General features: G+C 57.2%; 17 protein-coding genes. 6 read left to right on the top strand and 11 right to left on the bottom strand.

Annotated elements, in window-relative coordinates:
- Window positions 1-74: 74 nt before the first annotated feature.
- From rseP to pyrH, 6 genes are all read right to left on the bottom strand, one after another.
- Entirely contained in the window at window positions 75-1,412 is a 1,338-nt protein-coding gene (gene rseP / locus CLM58_RS13280) for an RIP metalloprotease RseP (protein ID WP_095596378.1), read from the bottom strand.
- Window positions 1,413-1,428: 16 nt separating this feature from the next.
- Window positions 1,429-2,601: a 1-deoxy-D-xylulose-5-phosphate reductoisomerase gene (dxr, locus tag CLM58_RS13285; RefSeq protein ID WP_095596379.1), complete on the bottom strand. Its 1,173-nt coding sequence runs from the start codon at window positions 2,599-2,601 to the stop codon at window positions 1,429-1,431.
- A gap of 3 nt (window positions 2,602-2,604) precedes the next feature.
- The gene (locus CLM58_RS13290; protein WP_095596380.1) at window positions 2,605-3,390 is read right to left on the bottom strand and encodes a phosphatidate cytidylyltransferase; all 786 of its coding nucleotides are present in this window, start codon (window positions 3,388-3,390) and stop codon (window positions 2,605-2,607) included.
- Window positions 3,390-4,109, bottom strand: a complete 720-nt coding sequence (uppS, locus tag CLM58_RS13295; RefSeq protein ID WP_095596381.1) for a polyprenyl diphosphate synthase — start codon at window positions 4,107-4,109, stop codon at window positions 3,390-3,392. The genes CLM58_RS13290 and uppS overlap by 1 nt, the downstream gene beginning before the upstream one ends.
- 32 nt (window positions 4,110-4,141) lie before the next feature.
- A complete protein-coding gene (frr, locus tag CLM58_RS13300) occupies window positions 4,142-4,708 on the bottom strand; it encodes a ribosome recycling factor (RefSeq protein WP_095596382.1) in 567 nt (188 codons plus the stop codon).
- 64 nt (window positions 4,709-4,772) lie between these two features.
- Window positions 4,773-5,510: a UMP kinase gene (pyrH, locus tag CLM58_RS13305; RefSeq protein WP_095596383.1), complete on the bottom strand. Its 738-nt coding sequence runs from the start codon at window positions 5,508-5,510 to the stop codon at window positions 4,773-4,775.
- A gap of 40 nt (window positions 5,511-5,550) precedes the next feature.
- Between pyrH and miaA the strand changes: the two genes are divergently transcribed.
- Window positions 5,551-6,471, top strand: coding sequence for a tRNA (adenosine(37)-N6)-dimethylallyltransferase MiaA (miaA, locus tag CLM58_RS13310; RefSeq protein ID WP_373286769.1), 921 nt, complete (start codon window positions 5,551-5,553; stop codon window positions 6,469-6,471).
- Here the strand turns inward: miaA and CLM58_RS13315 are convergent.
- Window positions 6,468-7,007 carry a lytic transglycosylase domain-containing protein gene (locus CLM58_RS13315; protein ID WP_456297839.1) on the bottom strand — a complete coding sequence of 180 codons (540 nt, stop codon included), beginning with the start codon at window positions 7,005-7,007 and terminating at the stop codon, window positions 6,468-6,470. The two genes, miaA and CLM58_RS13315, sit on opposite strands and share 4 nt — an antisense overlap.
- A 204-nt stretch (window positions 7,008-7,211) precedes the next feature.
- Here CLM58_RS13315 and ssb point away from each other — a divergent pair, with 204 nt between their 5' ends.
- Window positions 7,212-7,715, top strand: a complete 504-nt coding sequence (gene ssb / locus CLM58_RS13320) for a single-stranded DNA-binding protein (RefSeq protein WP_095596384.1) — start codon at window positions 7,212-7,214, stop codon at window positions 7,713-7,715.
- Window positions 7,716-7,731: 16 nt separating this feature from the next.
- On the opposite strand, the gene aroB is transcribed toward ssb, so the two are convergent.
- Both aroB and CLM58_RS13330 read right to left on the bottom strand, forming a co-directional pair.
- Window positions 7,732-8,850: a 3-dehydroquinate synthase gene (gene aroB / locus CLM58_RS13325; RefSeq protein ID WP_095596385.1), complete on the bottom strand. Its 1,119-nt coding sequence runs from the start codon at window positions 8,848-8,850 to the stop codon at window positions 7,732-7,734.
- Between the two features lie 3 nt (window positions 8,851-8,853).
- Window positions 8,854-9,399 carry a shikimate kinase gene (locus tag CLM58_RS13330; RefSeq protein ID WP_268236393.1) on the bottom strand — a complete coding sequence of 182 codons (546 nt, stop codon included), beginning with the start codon at window positions 9,397-9,399 and terminating at the stop codon, window positions 8,854-8,856.
- 92 nt (window positions 9,400-9,491) lie between these two features.
- Between CLM58_RS13330 and CLM58_RS17190 the strand changes: the two genes are divergently transcribed.
- The 4 genes from CLM58_RS17190 to CLM58_RS13350 are packed head-to-tail and all read left to right on the top strand — an operon-like array spanning window position 9,492 to window position 13,475.
- Window positions 9,492-9,653 (top strand): hypothetical protein, encoded by a 162-nt coding sequence (locus tag CLM58_RS17190; RefSeq protein ID WP_158221910.1) that lies wholly within the window; start codon window positions 9,492-9,494, stop codon window positions 9,651-9,653.
- Window positions 9,643-11,178: a hypothetical protein gene (locus CLM58_RS13340; RefSeq protein WP_229666097.1), complete on the top strand. Its 1,536-nt coding sequence runs from the start codon at window positions 9,643-9,645 to the stop codon at window positions 11,176-11,178. The genes CLM58_RS17190 and CLM58_RS13340 overlap by 11 nt, the downstream gene beginning before the upstream one ends.
- Complete coding sequence (xerD, locus tag CLM58_RS13345; RefSeq protein ID WP_095596386.1) at window positions 11,175-12,104, top strand: site-specific tyrosine recombinase XerD; 930 nt, start codon at window positions 11,175-11,177, stop codon at window positions 12,102-12,104. Before CLM58_RS13340 ends, xerD begins: the two co-directional genes overlap by 4 nt.
- A gap of 60 nt (window positions 12,105-12,164) precedes the next feature.
- Window positions 12,165-13,475, top strand: a complete 1,311-nt coding sequence (locus CLM58_RS13350; protein WP_095596387.1) for an HlyC/CorC family transporter — start codon at window positions 12,165-12,167, stop codon at window positions 13,473-13,475.
- On the opposite strand, the gene CLM58_RS13355 is transcribed toward CLM58_RS13350, so the two are convergent.
- Both CLM58_RS13355 and CLM58_RS13360 read right to left on the bottom strand, forming a co-directional pair.
- On the bottom strand, window positions 13,472-14,674 hold the full coding sequence (locus CLM58_RS13355) for a hypothetical protein (protein WP_143226571.1): 1,203 nt from the start codon (window positions 14,672-14,674) through the stop codon (window positions 13,472-13,474). The two genes, CLM58_RS13350 and CLM58_RS13355, sit on opposite strands and share 4 nt — an antisense overlap.
- Before the next feature lie 8 nt (window positions 14,675-14,682).
- Entirely contained in the window at window positions 14,683-16,221 is a 1,539-nt protein-coding gene (locus CLM58_RS13360; RefSeq protein ID WP_095596389.1) for a helicase HerA-like domain-containing protein, read from the bottom strand.
- Window positions 16,222-16,329: the final 108 nt, after the last annotated feature.

Raw genomic sequence — 16,329 nt, forward strand, 5'->3', positions numbered from 1 at the left:
GAGGAAACACCCTTCCCCGCATATTGCACCTGCCCATTCGCCCGGAACGGCACAAAGCCGCGACGACACCGGGATCAGGGGCAGAACAGGTCGTTACTTAGACCGAACAACATTATGCCAAGGATGAAGACCAAACCGAGCGGGAAAAGGAAGTTCATGACCTTTTCGCTTGGCGGCCGGCCAACGATCGCCTCGTAGGCGTGGAACACCAAATGACCACCGTCCAGTACCGGAATTGGGAATAGATTGATCATCCCAATCGCCACCGACAGAACGGCAATGAACCAAATGAACGTATCAATCCCCTGGCTTGCCGCAGCGCTGGATGTTTGGGCAATTCCAATCACCCCGCGCAGATTACAGCTGCTGATAGAGCCGACAGCCATGTGATAAAGCGCTGAAAGGCTTGATTCTACGATGAAGGTAATCTGATTAGCGGCTAGGCCGATGCCCTCGGTTACCGAAGGAAGCTCTGTCTTTGGCTCGAACAAAAGCCCGCCGGTCATGCCAATCATCCAGTTGGTGCTGAACCCGCCATTTCCATCAGGCAGATCTACACGGCGCGGTGTCATGCTTAGCGTCATGGTTTCGCCGTCGCGCCAGACATCCAAGTTCAGTTCGGTGCCATTCGAAGAGCGGACCACGTCCTGCAACTCGCTAAAGGCGTGAATGCGATTCCCGTCGATGGCAACGACAACATCACCCTTCTTCAGATTCGCATCCAAAGCAGCCGAGTCCGGCTGAACGCTTTCGACCAGCGGCGGGAATGGATAGCCGCCAACCAACCGACGCTCTTGCCCGTCACGCAGCACATCGTATTCGACGGGCTCTTGCGGGTCGATCGAGGGCAGTGCGCCATAGAAGGCCGCATAGTCCGGCGTTTCAATGCCGCCAATCGACAGGATCTGATCGCCGGGCAACAGCTCGGTCTCGCCCGCTGGCAGCGCAGACAGGTTGCCAACCGTGGGCGGCTCAATCGGCACGCCGCGGATAAACATGAACGCAAGAAAGATGATGAACGACATGGCAAAGTTGAACGCCGGGCCAGCCGCGGCTGTCAGGGCCCGCGCCCAAACAGGCGCGCCCATCATGGTGTGTCGACGTTCTTCAGCGCTTAAGTTCTCAAAGGTCTCATTATCAGGCGCACTCGCCGCATTTGCATCACCAAGGAACCGAACATAGCCACCCAGTGGTAACGCAGCGATCTGCCATTTGGTGCCGTGCCTGTCTTCGCGTGAGAACAAGACGGGGCCAAACCCGATCGAGAACACCTCGGCATAAATCCCGCTCCAGCGGCCCACGATGTAATGCCCATATTCATGAATGGCGACGATAATGCTTAGCGCTACGATCAGCGCCAGGATCGTCAGACCCAGATTTCCAAAGGTCGGAATCAACTGCGAAAGATCCAAGTGAATACCTTTTTAATTAAAGCGCGGTAATCACCGCCTGCGTCGCCTCACGAGACAATTGGTCAGCCTCGGCAACATTATCAAGTGTGATCTGGTCGGGATTGAGGCGGATTTCGCCCGAAAAACGGTCCATCACGCGTTCAACAACTTTGAACATATCTAAAAAACCAATCTTCTCGGCAATGAAGGCGTCCATCGCCGCCTCTTTCGCGGCAGTGAACACCGCGCCTGACAATCCGCCCTCTGCCATAACCTGCTTTGCTAACCCTAAAGCGGGATACCGCTGCAAGTCGGGCTCACGGAAGGTCAACTGACCAATCTGGGCCAAGTCCAGCCTTTGAACCGGCAACGTATCGCGTTTCGGCCAGTTCAGAGCAAAGCCAATTGCATGGCGCATGTCATGGGGCCCAAGGTGTGCCATCAACGCGCCATCCGAGAACCCGACCATCGCGTGGATCAGGGATTCGGGATGGACGATGACCTCTATTTTTTCTGGCGATACGCCAAAAAACTCTTTGGTTTCGATGACTTCCATCGCCTTGTTAAACATGGAAGCACTATCAATCGTGATCCGTTGCCCCATGTTCCAATTCGGATGTGTCGACGCCTGCGCGACCGTCGCGTTGGCCAAGTCTTCTAGCGGCCAATCCCGAAATGCACCGCCTGAGGCCGTGATAACGATGCGTTCAACGGCCTCGATATCCTCACCCATCAGCGCTTGGAAAATGCCCGAGTGTTCGCTGTCGACGGGAAGAACCGTCGCGCCATAGGCCTTGGCCGTTCCCAGCAACAGCGGACCTGCGGTCACAAGGCTTTCCTTGTTGGCAAGCGCCAAGGTCGTTCCATGTTTCAGCGCCTCTAACCCCGGCGGCAAACCAGCGGCGCCCACAATGGCAGACATGATCCAGTCAGCAGGCCGAGCGGCGGCTTCAATCAGCGCGGCCTCGCCAGCGGCGACTTCGATACCCGTGCCTGCCAGTGCTTCTTTCAATGCGCCCAGACAGTCGTCATAGCAGGTCACGACAAGGTCGGGTCGAAACTGTCGCGCCTGCTCAGCTAAAAGGTCGATATTTCGGCCTCCCGTCAGGGCAACGACATCAAACGCCTCGGCACCGCCTTGATGCGCAATCACGTCCAGCGTGCCAACGCCTATCGAGCCCGTTGAACCAAAGACAGATACGCGCCGCATGGATCAGAACCTTACCTCTGGCACGTAGACGACCTGGGCGACGATCAGCATGAACAGTACGGCGCCCAGCATCCCGTCAAAACGGTCAAACAGCCCACCATGTCCCGGCAAAAGGTTAGAGCTGTCCTTGACGCCCATCTTCCGTTTCAGCCCGCTTTCCGCGAAGTCCCCTGCCTGACTGGCCATCGACAGCAGCATAGAGACCCAAGGCAGGTCGACACCTGCGTTGGTGAAGGTGCGGAAAATAAACCCGATCGCGATTGCCGCAAGCCAACCAGCAACGATGCCGGACCATGTTTTCTTCGGGCTGACCGCCGGCCAAAACTTTGGGCCACCGATAAAGCGTCCTGCAAAATAACCAAATATATCTGTGGCGATAACCACCAGCATCAGCCAGACGATCCAGACCATCCCGTGCTCATTACGGAACTCGATAAGTCCGTAACCCGCAGCAAGGATCGCAATGCCAAAGGCAACGAAAAGAACCAGCCAGCGTTGTAGTAGATAAGCGCCATAGATAAGAGGCGCCAAAAGCAAAACGGCACCATAGGGAATGGAATTTGCCAGCAACACGCTTGCCGCGCCAAGAACGCCAATCTGCCAAGCTGCGCGAACTTTCTCGGGCGCTACCATGCGCGAGAGTTCCCACAGCATGACACCGCTAACGAATGCCGCGAGCATGGCAAACCAAGGCCCTCCGGCCCAGACCAGGCCCAAACCAACAACTGCCATCGCCAGACCCGAGATCATGCGATCGCGCAGGTCATCCCACTTCGACGCGCCAGCCATCAGCTTAGAACTGCGCCAAACCGGCGCTCTCGTTTGGAATAGTTGTCAAGGATGCCCTTGAAGATCTCTGGTGTGAAATCAGGCCAAAGAACCGGCGTAAATTCATACTCGGAATAGGCCGACTGCCACAGTAGGAAATTCGAAATCCGCGCTTCGCCACTGGTCCGGATCACAAGGTCCGGGTCCGGCAAAACGCAGGTATCAAGGAAGCTGGCCAAAGTCTGCTCATCCACAGTATCTGGGTCCAGTTTTCCGGCGGCGACCTCTTTGGCAAGGCGTTTGGTCGCCCGCGCGACCTCGTCCCGGCCGCCATAGTTCAGAGCAATCGTCAAATTGACCAAGGTGTTGTCCTTGGTCAGATCTTCCAATTCGTCCATCAGCTTGACCAAGGACGGGTCCAGCCGAACACGATCCCCGATGAAACGAACGCAGACGCCCTTTTCAAAAAGTTCGCGTGCTTCGCGGGTGATATACCGACGGAAAAGCGCCATCAGGCCACTTACCTCGGCCTGCGTACGCTTCCAGTTCTCTGTCGAGAACGCGAAGATCGTCAGGTATTCGATGCCGAACCCCGGACAAGCCTCAACGATATCGCGGACGCGTTTGGCACCTGCCTGATGGCCGAACAGGCGTGGCCGCCCACGCTGCTGCGCCCAACGACCGTTGCCGTCCATTACGATGGCCACATGTTGAGGGCCGTTCTGCGTGTCAGTCGCCAAAAGTAGCGGCCCCCTTTGCAAGTTCAGTCAGGTCAGACCTGCATGATTTCTTCTTGCTTGGTCTCAAGCGCCTTATCGACAGCAGCGATCGCGGTGTTGGTCAGGTCTTGGATTTCTTCGGCCCAGATCTTTTCCTCATCCTCGCTCATACCGGCTGCTTTGGCTTTCTTCAGCTGGTCCATGCCATCCCGACGCACGTTACGGATCGCAACACGGGCGCTTTCGGCATATTGACCAGCGACTTTCCCAAGCTCGCGGCGACGCTCTTCGTTCAGTTCCGGGATCGGCAGCATGATAATCGTGCCGTTCATCTGCGGGTTGATCCCCAGACCACTTTCACGGATCGCTTTTTCAACCGCGTTGACCATCGACTTATCCCAGACATTCACCGTCACCATACGTGGTTCTGGCACGTTGATGGTTCCCACCTGGTTAATCGGGGTCCGCTGACCATAGGCTTCGACCATTACCGGCTCCAGCATCGAGGCCGATGCCCGCCCGGTCCGCAGCGACGCGAATTCGGTTTTAAGGGAGGCCATTGCACCGTCCATACGGCGCTTCAGGTCGTCTGTATCAATTTCAAGATCATCTTCGGACATGGCTTGTCACTCTTGTTCTTATGCGGGCTGGCCCGCGGTCATGCTCGTTACTTCAGCTATACCGTTATTCATGCACGATTGTATAGGTGCCTTCCCCGGCCAGAATTCCCCGGAACCCGCCCGGTTCGTCCAGCGAGAAGACAATAATCGGCATATGGTTGTCACGGGCCAGCGCGATGGCCGAGGCATCCATAACCTTCAGGTGCTTTTGCAAGACATCGTCGAACGAGATCTTGGAGAAACGCACCGCATCCTCGTTAGTGACAGGGTCCTTGTCGTAAATCCCGTCCACCTTGGTGCCTTTAAAGATCGCCTCGCAGGCCATTTCGCTTGCACGCAATGTCGCTGCAGTGTCGGTGGTGAAATAGGGGTTACCGGTGCCCGCAGCAAAGATACACACACGTTTCTTTTCAAGGTGGCGCACCGCGCGGCGGCGGATATAGGGCTCGCACACCTGATCCATCGGGATCGCGCTGATCACACGTGTGAATACGCCAAGCTGCTCTAGCGCGGACTGCATCGCCAAGGCATTCATGACGGTCGCCAGCATCCCCATGTAGTCTGCCGTGGTTCGTTCCATCCCTTGCGCGCTGCCCGAAAGCCCGCGGAAAATGTTGCCGCCCCCGATGACCATGCAAATCTCGACGCCAAGGTCATGGCAGGATTTGACCTCTCTGGCGATCCGCTCGACTGTTGGCGGATGAAGGCCGAACCCCTGATCACCCATCAGAGCTTCGCCCGAAATTTTCAGCATGACACGTTTATAGGCCGGCGCAGGTTGATTGGTCTGTCCGTCGCTCATATGGTCGCACCCCGTCCCGAATTGTGAAATTGGGCGCAAGATGTCGGAAACTGCCGACAGTTTCAACGAAGAAGCGACACGAAAGCCGATGAACCTTCCGTCAACTAATCCCGAATTGCCAATTTTGATCGCGGGTCCCACGGCCTCGGGCAAATCAGAGCTGGCTTTACGGTTTGCCGAAACCCAAGGCGGGGTGATCGTGAATGCGGACGCGCTTCAGGTCTTTGATGGATGGCGAATCCTTACGGCGCGCCCACCGGCCGCGGACGAGGCCCGCGCGCCCCACCATCTGTACGGGCACGTGCCCTTTGACCAGACCTATTCCGTTGGGCATTGGCTGCGCGACGTGGCGCCCTTTCTGTCAGGCAAAGAGCGGCCGATCATCGTAGGCGGCACCGGGCTTTACTTTTCGGCGCTGACAGAAGGCTTGGCAGAAATCCCCATGACCCCGCCCGAAGTTCGAAGCGAGGGCGATGCTTTCCTGCGCGACAAGGGGCTGGCCGCCATGGTCGCAGAACTCGACCCCCTAACGGCATCTCGAATCGATCTGAACAACCCGGCCCGCGTTCAGCGCGCGTGGGAGGTTTTGCGAACCACCTCACGCGGGCTGGCGGATTGGCAAGATGACACGCCACCTGCCCTGCTTCCGCTTAGGCAAGCGCAAGGCTTCGTGATGAATGCAGACAAAGAGTGGCTGAACGACAGGATCAGCCGCCGTTTTGACCTGATGATGGATCAAGGCGCCTTGGAAGAGGCCCGAATGATGGAGCCCAACTGGGACCCTGCGCTGTTATCGTCGAAAGCCATCGGCGCGCCGGAACTGATCGCGCATCTGCGCGGAGATCTTACGCTGGATGAGGCCCGTGAGGCCGCAAAGATTGCGACCCGCCAATATGCCAAGCGCCAGCGAACATGGTTCCGTTCGCGTATGAAGGCTTGGACGCCGATTGATTTGGGTTAGCTTCCCAGAATGATCCGCACGTAATTGCGGGTTTCCTTGTAAGGTGGCACGCCACCGTATTTCTCAACCGCTTTCGGGCCAGCGTTATAGGCCGCAAGGGCCAACCGCCAGCTGCGGAACGTGTTGTATTGCTCTCGCAGATATCGCGCCCCACCTTCCAGGTTTTGCGCCGGATCACGCGGGTTCACGCCCAGGTACCGTGCCGTCTGCGGCATCAGCTGTGCCAGACCATAGGCGCCTTTGTGGCTGCGGGCATTTGGGTTCCAACCGCTTTCCTGCTGAACAAGGCGCAGGAACAGGTCCTCGGGAATGCCATGGCGGCGCGCGGCGTTCTTCGCCATATCCAGATACATGCCACGGTATTTCCCGTCATACGCAGGGCTGCCGTATTTCGACGGGGTGTAGATTGGACTGGGCTTCAAACGGACCGAATTTGCGTATTGCTGCGCCGCTCGGCCATCCAGAACCTTGGTCTGATCTTTGAAGACCGCCATACGAGACGTTTGCTGCGCCTGTGCAGGCACAGCCACCGCAATTCCAACCAGAATAATCAAAGCACGTACAAACACGTTTCCGCCCTCGTCCCGGAAAATTTCACGAGAATATAACGTTTTTCCAGAAATTCTCCAGTGCTGAAGACCCTACCCGCCCCCAACGACAAGAATTTGAACTTTCATTAACCATCAGGGAGTGGTGTAACCAAGGACAACCAATTCTAAAGATTCGACAGGGAGCACGAAATGGCAGGATCAGTGAACAAGGTTATTCTGGTCGGCAATCTGGGGCGTGACCCCGAGGTGCGCTCGTTCCAGAACGGTGGCAAGGTGTGCAACCTGCGCATTGCGACTTCGGAAAACTGGAAAGACCGCAACACCGGTGAACGTCGCGAACGGACCGAATGGCACTCGGTCGCGATTTTCTCAGAGCCGCTGGCACGGATCGCCGAGCAGTATCTGCGCAAAGGGTCCAAAGTTTACATCGAAGGTCAGCTGGAAACACGCAAGTGGCAGGACCAAAGCGGTCAGGATCGTTACTCGACCGAAGTCGTTCTGCGTCCCTACCGTGGAGAGCTGACGCTTCTGGATAGCCGCGGTGAAGGCGGTGGCGGCGGCGGTTATGGTGGCGGCCAAGGCGGTGGTTACAGCCAAGGTGGCGGCAGCTATGGCGGTCAGGGTAGCGGCTATGACAGCGGTCCGTCCGGCCCGGCCCCGTCCAGCGATCTGGACGACGAAATTCCGTTCTAAGAATTTCGCGCGGGGGTCAGCCCCGCGCTTTCAAAGCTTCGTTAAGGACGGCGATCACGTCGTCCTTTTCTATTTCATCCGTCACGAAGGTCTGACCAATTCCGCGTGCCATGATGAAACGGATTTTCCCGTCCAAAACTTTCTTGTCCTGAGCCATCAGTGCCAACAGACCCTCGGCATCGGGCAGGTCACCCGGGATATCCTGCAACCCACGTTTCATCCCCATAGCCTGAAGATGTGCGTGCACACGAGACGGGTCTTCCTGACTGCAAAGCCCGGCCTTGGCTGACAGGTCAAACGCCAGCCCACAACCAATCGCCACGCCTTCGCCATGAAGCAAACGGTCGGAATATCCGGTCGCCGCTTCCAGCGCGTGGCAGAATGTGTGTCCAAGGTTAAGAAGCGCGCGGTCGCCCTGCTCTGTCTCGTCGCGCACAACGATATCGGCTTTCATCTCGCAGGAACGACGCACGGCGTAGGCACGTTTGTCCATATCGCCCGCCGCAAGCGCAGGGCCGTTATCCTCGAGCCAGGTGAAGAACTCTGCGTCCCCCAGAAGGCCGTATTTCGCAACCTCACCATAACCCGCAATGAAATCGCGTGCGGTTAGCGTGTTCAAAACCCCGATATCGGCCAATACAAGGCTGGGCTGGTGAAAAGCACCGATAAGGTTCTTACCAAGCGGAGAATTGATCCCGGTCTTGCCGCCAACCGAACTGTCCACCTGCGCCAGTAGCGACGTTGGGATTTGAACAAAGCGCACGCCACGACGCAAAATCGCTGCGGCAAAGCCCACCAAGTCGCCAATCACGCCTCCGCCGAATGCAATCACTACGTCGCGACGCTCGACCTTTTCCGCCAGAAGCCATTCAACGACACGTTCCAGATTGGCCCAGCTTTTCGTGGATTCACCTGCGGGCAGCACAAGCGAGGACATCTCAATCCCTTCGGCAGCCAAGCCGGCTTTCAAAGTCTCCAGATGCAAGGCCGCGACATTTTCATCGCTGACCACCGTCACGCGAGGACGGCGCATAAGCGGTGCAATCTCTGCGCCTGCGCGCGAGATCAGACCATCACCAATTCGAATGTCATAGGCCCGATCGCCCAAAGGCACGTGAACAGTTTGGACGGACATGGGTCAGACCTCCTTCAACACATCGGGACGAGTCTTCAGAACCTCGAACACTTTGTCAGTCATTTCTTCGATAGAGTAGCTTGGGTCGCCTTTGACCTGCAGGTCAGCCATTTCATAGAACGGCATCCGGGCCTCATACAGGTCTGAAAGCGTCTTGCGCGGGTCCGCTGTGCGCAGCAATGGCCGCGTATCCTTGCGTTTTACGCGGCTCCACAAAAGCGGGATATCGGCATCCAACAGCAAGGAAACGCCTTTGTCGTGAATGATCTGGCGATTTGTGCCCGACATGAACGCCCCACCGCCGGTAGAAAGAACTCCCGGTGTGTCATCCAAGAGGCGCGTAATGATTTGTGTTTCCTTCTGGCGGAAGAAGGGTTCCCCATCCCTGGCAAAAATCTCGGCCACGGTCATGTTGGACGCTCTCTCCAACTCGTGGTCGCTGTCACGGAAAGGAACATCCAGACGTCGGGCCAAGGCGGTGCCGATAGCGGTTTTGCCCGACCCCATCATGCCGACCATCACCACCGTCTTTTTCAACTCCCAGCCCAAATGGGCCTCCTATCGCCTAGATTCATAAATTTGGAACTGAATGACGTGATCTGCGGGAAAATGCCATATATAATCGTCCACAAATCGGCGGAATGCGCCGCAACAAAAGAGCAGGCACCATGGGGCGACTATTAAAAATCCTCTTTTTTCTCCTTCTTCTGGCCTTTGTCGGACTGATTGGTTTCGCCTATTTGGGCGATCTACGACCTTCGCAGAAAGTTATCGAAGAGCCGGTCAAGCTGGATGTCGATTAAGGTTTTTAGCTTTGCGGCCATGATGGTGGCGAGCAGCGCTTTGGCGCAAGGACCGGATTCGGCCATCGACTGGCTGTCCGATTCTGTTTCGCTGCCACCCGAGGTTGGACCGCTGACGGAGGCACCGACAGAGAATGGTCCCAACCTTCTACCAGAGCCGGTAACGGTTACCCCTTTAAGCCTGCAGCGCATTGACGCGGTTGGTCTGTTGCCCGGATCAGTCACCGGCCTGTCGCCGGACATTTGGGCAGGTTCTGATCCAATGGAACTGGCGCGACTCATCCGCGCCGAACAGGTCGACGACCTTCCAGCGGCGCAATCGCTACTATACTTGTTGCTATTGGCAGAGTTGAACCCGCCTACAGTTCCCGGCGAAGACGGCACAGTTCTTTTGGCGAGGCTAGACAAGCTGCTGCAGCTCGGCGCAATTGATCAGGCCCAAGCCTTGTTGGAACGCGCAGGGCCCAACCAACCTCAACTGTTCCGTCGCTGGTTTGATGTTTCGCTTCTGACAGGCCACGAAAACCGCGCCTGCGCCGCGATGATTGCCACACCGGAAATCGCGCCGACCTTCCCTGCTCGCATCTTCTGTCTGGCACGCGGGGAAGACTGGAACGCAGCTGCTTTGTCCTTGGAAACCGGCAAAGTTCTGGGCTTCATCACCGAAGAGGAAGAAAACGTCCTTCTTCAATTCCTTGACCCGGAATTGGCCGAGGAACTGCCGCCGCTGGGCGCGCCTTCCAAGGTCACACCACTGGTTTTCCGTATGTACGAGGCCATCGGGACACCGCTTGCCACCGGAACACTGCCCATCGCTTTTGCCTGGACTGACCTGTCAGAAACCTCTGGTTGGCGGGCCCGGATCGAAGCGGCAGAGCGCCTGTCGCGCAGCGGGGCGCTGTCCCCGAACCAGCTTCTGGCGATCTATACAGAGCGCAAACCAGCTGCTTCTGGCGGTGTTTGGGACCGTGTGAAGGTTGTGCAAGACTTTGACGTAGCCAGTATCGCAGGCAGTCCAGAGCTGATAGCTGAAACGCTGCCGGCCGCCTGGAAAGCCATGCAGGCCGCGCGATTGGAAGTGCCCTTTGCCAACCTCTACGTGGAAACGCTGGCCAAGATCGCCCTTCAGTCCGAGGCACAACCCCTCGCCTTCCAGATCGGCCTTTTGTCCGATCGATATGAAAGCGTTGCCCTGTCCCACACCCCGCTGACCAAGGAAGAAGCCTTTCTGCACGGTGTCGCGACGGACAATCTGGCCCTGCTTCCGCCGATCTCGCCCGAAGCGGCCGTCGTGAAGGAAGCCTTTGTCACACCTGATCAGTTGCTAAGCACGACACAGAAACAATTGTTGGCGAATAATCGCGATGGTGAGGCGATCCTGATGGCAATCGATTTGCTATCGACCGGGGTTAACGGTGATTCCGTCGCGATGGGAGCGGGTCTTGCCCTGCTGCGTAAACTCGGCCTTGTCGATACCGCCCGCCGCGCCGCACTTCAGTGGCTGATATTGCAGAGGCGCGGATGACCCCTGATCACCGCCGCTGGCTGTCCTCTTTCCTTGACGCGATGGCGGCAGAGCGTGGGGCCGCGAAGAACACGCTTGAAAGCTATGCCCGCGACCTGACCGATTTCGCCGAATGGTTGGAACGGCGCGGATCATCGCTTGAGGCTGCCGATCAGGATATGGTCGAGGCTTACCTGATCCATTGCGATGCGCAGGGGCTGGCGACCTCTACCCGCGCTCGGCGCCTCTCGTCGATCAAACAGCTCTTTCGTTTCGCTTTCGAAGAAGACTGGCGCGATACGAACCCTGCTCTTCAGATCAAGGGGCCGGGCCGCGCGCGCCGCCTTCCCAAGACCCTAAGCATCGAAGAGGTCGATGCGCTTCTAGAGGCTGCCCGTACCGCGCCCCGTGATCCTTTGCGCGCCATCTGCCTGATGGAGTTGCTTTACGCGACCGGGATGCGCGTCAGCGAACTGGTATCGCTGCCTGTCAGCGCCGTTCGGGGTGACCCGCGCATGTTGTTGGTGACCGGCAAAGGCAACAAGGAACGCATGGTCCCACTGTCAAATCCCGCGCGGGACGCATTGGCTGATTGGGTGGCCTTCCGCGACGCCAACGAAGAGTTGAAACAGAAGAAAGGCCAACCGGCCAGCAAGTTCCTGTTTCCAAGCCGGGGTAAACTGGGCCATCTGACACGACACGCGATGTACCAGCAGATCAAAGAAATGGCCCTGCGCGCCGGCGTCGATCCGTCCCGGGTCACGCCACACACCCTGCGCCATGCCTTCGCTACCCACCTGCTTAGCGGAGGAGCTGACCTTCGGACCATTCAGGTCTTGCTGGGCCATGCCGATATCTCGACCACTGAAATCTACACCCATGTTCTGGATGAACGCCTTCGGGAACTTGTGCTGACGCAACATCCATTGGCCCGCAAGCCTAAGTAACGTTGACGGAAAGCCCACATCACCCGATATAAGGGCCCTAGTCTTTGACGGAATAACGAAATGACCGCCTCTACAACTGCTCTTCTTGATACGGCCTTTTGGGTAACCTCTGGGTCCATTGCCTTGCTTTTGGTGCTTTCCGCCTTCTTTTCGGGTTCGGAAACCGCCCTGACAGCGGCTTCGCGCGGTAAGCTGCGCAGCCTTGCGGACAAGGGCGACAAGGGCGCACAAAGCGCATTGGAGATCACCGAAGATAACGAGCGCCTGATCGGTTCTGTCCTTCTTGGCAACAACCTTGTGAACATCCTGTCGGCGTCGCTGGCGACGGCCCTGTTCACACGGCTATTCGGCGAAAGCGGCGTTGCGCTAGCAACGCTGATGATGACGGTCCTTGTTCTGGTCTTTGCCGAGGTGCTGCCCAAAACCTATGCCATCACGAACCCCGAATCCGCGGCGTCGCGTGTGTCGCCGATCATCCGGATCGTGATCCTTGTATTCTCGCCGGTTGTGGCCGCTGTGCGAATGCTGGTCAGACAGGTGCTGGCAGTGTTCGGCGTGAAAACTGACCCCGACACTCATATCCTTGCGCTGCAGGAAGAAATTGCTGGCGCGATCCAACTGGGCCACTCGGAAGGCGTTGTCGAAAAAGAACACCGCGACCGGATCCTGGGTGCGCTGGATCTTGGCGATCGCTACGTTGAAGAGATCATGCTTCACCGCTCTCAGATCGAAATGCTGAACGTTGACGACGACGCGCGCACAATTCTGGAGCAGTGTCTTTCGTCAGCCCACACGCGTCTTCCAATCTACAAGGACGAGCCGGAAAACATCGTTGGCATCATCCATGCCAAGGATCTTCTGCGCGCGATGTACAAGCAGTTCGAAACCAACGCGGATGATTCCGACGCTCTGACCGCGTTCGACGTGATGGACGTGGCGAAAGAGCCCTACTTTATTCCCGAGACGACATCTCTGGATGATCAGATGCACGAGTTCCTTCGTCGCCATACGCATTTCGCGCTGGTGGTTGACGAATACGGCGCGCTGCAGGGTCTGATCACGCTGGAAGACATTCTGGAAGAGATCGTGGGTGAGATCACCGACGAGTTCGATGAAGGCGAGGACCTTTCGATTACCCGCACTCCCGAAGGTGATTTCATCATGGACGGCGGCACCACGATCCGCGACCTGAACCGCGCCTGTGATTGGTCTCTTCCGGATGACGAAGCCAACACGATCGCGGGGCTGGTCATCCACGAAGCGCAGATGATCCCCAGCAAGGGACAGGTCTTTTCGTTCCATGGCTACCGGTTCGAGGTTACCGGCCGCGAGGCCAACCGTCTGACAGAGTTGAAGATTCGACCGCTTTAGGGTGTTTCGTTCAGTTCTTTTCGAAGGATGGATGGAATTGTCGCGACTTTTACGAATTCCAAAGTAACGCCATACATCGGCTTCGGCACCACATGGCCGAAGCCGTAAAAACCACTGATTAGCAGTCCGACGACCAAAGGTATTGGCTTGATTGGAACATTTGTCCAATCAGGCCGGTATTTCACAAATGCGACCAAGGCCACCAAGATAAGCCCGGTCACATGCAGGGCCATCCACCGACCCCAATCGACCGACATGACATAAAGCGGCACCAACGGGATAGCTGAGGCGACATAGAGAAGTCGCAGTTTGTGTTTGTGCGGGGAGCTTCCCGTCGCAACAAACAGCGGGATCGAAATGATCACGTAGCTGAACAAAACGACCAGTCCCGTCCCTTTGACCGCAAAGATCCACGCATTTTCACGCTGGTCGGATACCCCGTATTGGATCCAGTGAAAGATACCGTCGCAAATGGCCGCTGATGCCCCGCGCGCCACCACCTGCTCGCACATGGTCTGACTTGAAGAGACGGCCGGAAAAAGTAGCGCGAAACCTAGACCGGTCAGCGAGACCATCCCGATTGCCGCGGCCCACATTATGATGCTGGCCCGTTCTGATAGACCTCCCAAGCAGATGGCAAAACCGATCAGCAGGAAGATTGAGAGGAACGCGTTCACCTCGTGAAATGCCACGGCAATCACGAAGATTGTGAAACTGAATAGAAGGGCGTTAGTGGGTTTCAAACGATCCGCTGCACACCCCAAAAGCGGTAAAAACGCGATGAAGCCCAAAATTTCTTTCCGAAAACCTGCATTGGGCTCGTAAACCCAAAAGGCCAGAAACGCTGGAGATAGCGCAAGCAAAAGCACCCGCTCTGAGACGCCTATATGAAGGACGGCCCGTAAGACGCCCCAGAAGACAATCAGAACCAAGGCTGCTTGGGCCGCGCAGACAAGCGCGACCACGCCAATGCCGGTCACATCAGAGAGTAACAGGAAGAACTCGCCAGAAACGCCCCTGCGCACCGGCCCATCCGCAAAGCTGATCAGCCAGTCCGCTTGCTGCCAGGCCGTTCCACCGACCGACCACATGACGTAAAGTCGGGCCAACAGTATAGCCGCCCCTGCCCCGTAGACAGCCAATAGGACAGCACGTGGCCAACCGGGCAGATGTCGGGAAGAGGCAGCTTGGCCCTGCATCAAATTTCTTACCGCCCTCTGAACAAACCGCCCAGAATGCCCCGAACAATACGGCGGCCCGTGGTTCCGGTCAGCTCTTTCACAACCATATCACCAATGGCCTTGCCAATTGTGTCGGGTTTGCGTGTCCGCCGAGACGTCGAACGGCTGACACGTGACCCGGAATACCGACGGCCAGCGCGGTATTCACGCTCTGCCGCGCGCAATTCTTCTTCTTGCTCTTCGGCGGCTTCGGCTTCTTTCGCGGCTTCCTCGGCGCGGGCTTGCAGTGCCTCAAAGGCAGAGTGTCGATCAACCCGTGTCTTGTATTTGGCGTCCAGCGGAGACGCCGCAATCACGGCGCCCCGTTCAGCCTTTGACAGTGGCCCCAATTGCGAAGACGGCGGACGGATCAGCGTACGCTCAACCACGCCGGGGACACCTTTGCGTTCCAGCATCGACGTCACGGCCTCGCCTACACCGACCTCTCGGATCGCTTCTTCGGTGTCGAAGCGTGGGTTGTCACGATAAGTGTCCGCCGCCAGGCGAAGCTGCTTCTTGTCCTTGGCTGTAAAGGCGCGCAAAGCGTGTTGGACCCGGTTGCCAAGCTGACCAAGAATGTCCTCTGGCACGTCAGCGGGGTTCTGGGTGATGAAGTAAACCCCGACACCTTTTGACCGGATCAAACGTGCGACTTGTTCGACCTTGTCGACAAGCGCTTTCGGGGCGTCATCAAACAGCAAATGTGCTTCGTCAAAGAAGAACACCAGTTTGGGTTTGTCGGGATCACCCACTTCGGGCAGTTCTTCAAACAGTTCTGACAGAAGCCAAAGAAGAAAGGTCGCGTACAGGCGTGGGCTCGACATCAATTGATCTGCGGCCAGAATATTCACTTGGCCGCGCGCGTCTGCGCCAACCCGCATCAAATCTGCAAGCTCCAATGCCGGTTCGCCAAAGAAGTTGGTTCCACCTTCATTGTCCAAAACCAGAAGGCGCCGCTGGATTGCCCCGATCGACGCGGTCGAGATGTTGCCATAACGCAGGGACAGCTCTTGCCGGTTCTCGCCAACCCAAACCAACAGCGACTGAAGGTCTTTGAGATCCAGAAGCGGAAGACCCTGTTCATCGGCCAGCCGGAACGCAATGTTGACGATGCCTTCCTGAACCTCGGACAGGTCCAACAGGCGCGAGATCAACAGTGGGCCCATCTCGGCGACCGTGGTGCGAATGGGGTGCCCCTGCTCACCGAACAAATCCCAGAATGTCACGGGTGAGGCGCTGTATTGCAGGTCCAGACCGATCGTATCTGCGCGTTTCATAAATGCATCGTGCAGTTTGAACTCTGCAGACCCGCTGGCCGCCAGGCCAGACAGGTCACCTTTGACGTCAGACAGAAATACCGGAACACCCGCGTTCGAGAACCCTTCGGCCAGAATCTGAAGCGTCACGGTTTTCCCGGTACCGGTCGCGCCAGCGATAAGCCCATGACGGTTGGCATAACCCAGCAACAAAGTCTGCGGATCGGCATAGCCGTCACCGCCGCCGCCAACAAAAATTCGGTCCGTCATGATGACCTCCTGTCACAAAAGTACGCGAGTACGATAGTTTCTTAACCAAGTTGCGTAAGTCTAGCTTTGTTTCCGAGACGTTCACAGACACGTTTCGGTATTTTCCCT

Source organism: Actibacterium pelagium (assembly GCF_002285415.1).
Taxonomy (GTDB): domain Bacteria; phylum Pseudomonadota; class Alphaproteobacteria; order Rhodobacterales; family Rhodobacteraceae; genus Actibacterium_B; species Actibacterium_B pelagium.